The sequence below is a fragment of the Microcoleus sp. S13C4 genome (assembly GCF_036700865.1).
Lineage (GTDB): Bacteria > Cyanobacteriota > Cyanobacteriia > Cyanobacteriales > Microcoleaceae > Microcoleus.
Genome location: NZ_JAUBPS010000153.1, coordinates 1 through 2,252 on the forward strand (window position 1 = coordinate 1; position 2,252 = coordinate 2,252).

Below are 2,252 nucleotides of genomic sequence, written 5' to 3' on the forward strand. Positions count from 1 at the left end.
TCGCTGGCATTTATAATTATGAACTTTCTTTAAAGACTAAATTAGAGATCGCCTGAGACTTTCGCAAGAGGTCTATTGATAAATTATCTAATTGATTTCTATCGGTTTCTGTTCTAAAAAAAGATACTGATGGCAATTCGTGCTCATATTTGCCATGTAGATGAAATGAACTTGAGTCGAGGTGAGATGTGTCGGTATTTATCTCAAATTTTTGAGCGGCTGACAGGGCAATAGTTGTGAATATTTCCGTAATTCCTGCCAAATATAATTTATCTAATACTCTGCCTAAACGGTCATCATTCAAATGTGATGCTTGAATCCCTGCTCCCAGTAAATGTTCTATTGCTTTCCCTTCAAAAAATTTAGAAAATAAATATAATGGGGCGGAAACCATCCCTAATCCATTAATAATCATGGCTGTAACTACCAGGCCGGGACTGACTATATCGCCCAGTTGTTCGCCTACTAATTCATTGATTTTTTGGACAATTCCTATTTCATCAATTAGACCGGCTATCAAGCCCAGATGATCTAGGTTTTCTACTTTCATCTCAGATGCTTTCTGCATGGGCTGCTGAATCCTGATTTGATTGTTCATCGCGATCGCCAGTTTACACTATTTTTGGTGATGATTTGTTACTATTGGCGAGCGCAATTAACGCTTTTTCGTCAGGTGAGCGCGTTACGGATACCTAATAAACTTGGTTTTTTACCGCTCGCAATTTTAACTGATATCAGATTTAACTCACGCCCTCACGTCAATTTTCCCGAATGGACTACTGGGCAATGCTGAGTGACCGAGATAATTGAGTATTTCTACTCATGATGGTCTCGGATGATTTACTTTTACCCCCTCAATCTGCCTATGTGCCAGTTGGGGGTGCGGAATGTGGGTAATAAAGCCGGAATCGCTGTCACTTCGTTGGATTTATTATTGACTTTTTTTTGCCCTAAAACTAATTGATGGGACGCCGACAATGCACTGACTATATGTAACGGTTTTTGGCTTTGATTCCGGTCATAAGATTGTTTCATTGTTTTGCCATCAATGGCTATGACTTCTAGCTCCAATTTTTTGGTAATTGAATTTACCCAACTCAAAAAACACTCTTGAAACTGCTTCGGTTCAAGTCGAGCAAATACTCGACTAAATGTATCATGAGAAGGAATTCCATTCGGCAGTTTCAGGAAACCTCTTAGCCATTCATATTTAGCTTTTCCATAGAGTTCTATTGTTCCCCATCCATCCGCACCGCTGATGACAGCTAGAATCGCAATGGCTACAATATCTATTAGTAAATGCTCTTTACTTCTTTCTATTCTTGGATCGATCCATGTCTCAAAATGGTTTAAAAAACTAACGTTCAATAAGTCGGTCGGATTCGATACACCTATTGTTTTTTGTTGGGAAGTTAAAGTCGAAGTAAACCCTTTCGCCATCGATCGCACCCAGGGCTATTTCATTCTGAACAAGATTTTGAGTGTGTTAAGATTAAAGCCAGCACTTCGTTGCGCTTGAGCCATGTTATTAAAACCGTTATCTCGGTACAAATTGAGGGCAAAATTGCGGGCGATTGCCCAAATTTGCACCAGTGGTGGGGTGCGAATACCAGAAGCATCCTCGCCTTGAGTTACGTCTCGAACATAATGGACTTTGTTCTCAACGCCCCAGTACCCTCGAATTCGTGCTGCAAAAGCTTGAACCGTATCGATAAATGAGGCAACGTAATAGCGAGTTTCGGTGGAGACTTCAAAGATGGTCGCCCGATGCACAAGGCGTTCGGACTGAACTCGAATCAAGGTTTGTAGTCCAGGGAAATCGGGAATTCCATCAAGGATATGACTAATGCTGACGGTGCGTTTTTCAATGCGACCATGCCCTTTATTGATTTGTTGGGTCGTTGCTTGTGGTTGAAAATTGGCTACTACAGCTGCAAGTAAGCCTGACTGATTGCCTTTGAGTGCACCGATATAGTCGTTATGGCTGTCAATGATTGCAGTCGCTGTTTTTTTGGGTGCTGATGGCATCAAAAGCGAACACCACTTCTTGTAATGCCATCTCTTTGATGAAGGCAGGCAAAGCAGTGATTTCATTCGTTTTCGACTCGAGTTCGTAGGGTTCTAGAATCAAGCCCCGCTCGACAATATAAGCCGTGACCAGCATAATCGCCGGATGGGGAGCATCCCGGTTTTGCGCTTTTGAGCATCAAACGGATATTGATCCGTTAAGGTAGGCGCACCGAAGCTTAAGC

At 41.9% G+C, this 2,252-nt stretch carries 2 protein-coding genes and 1 pseudogene; all 3 read right to left on the reverse strand.

Features of this window, described 5'->3' with window-relative positions; genetic code table 11:
* Positions 1–82: 82 nt before the first annotated feature.
* Positions 83–568: pseudogene (locus tag QT996_RS28280) on the reverse strand (IS1634 family transposase); the annotation flags it as partial.
* A gap of 278 nt (positions 569–846) precedes the next feature.
* Entirely contained in the window at positions 847–1,440 is a 594-nt protein-coding gene (locus QT996_RS28285; protein ID WP_333050805.1) for an ISAs1 family transposase, read from the reverse strand.
* Positions 1,441–1,455: 15 nt separating this feature from the next.
* On the reverse strand, positions 1,456–2,094 hold the full coding sequence (locus tag QT996_RS28290; RefSeq protein WP_333050806.1) for an ISAs1 family transposase: 639 nt from the start codon (positions 2,092–2,094) through the stop codon (positions 1,456–1,458).
* Between the last annotated feature and the right edge of the window lie 158 nt (positions 2,095–2,252).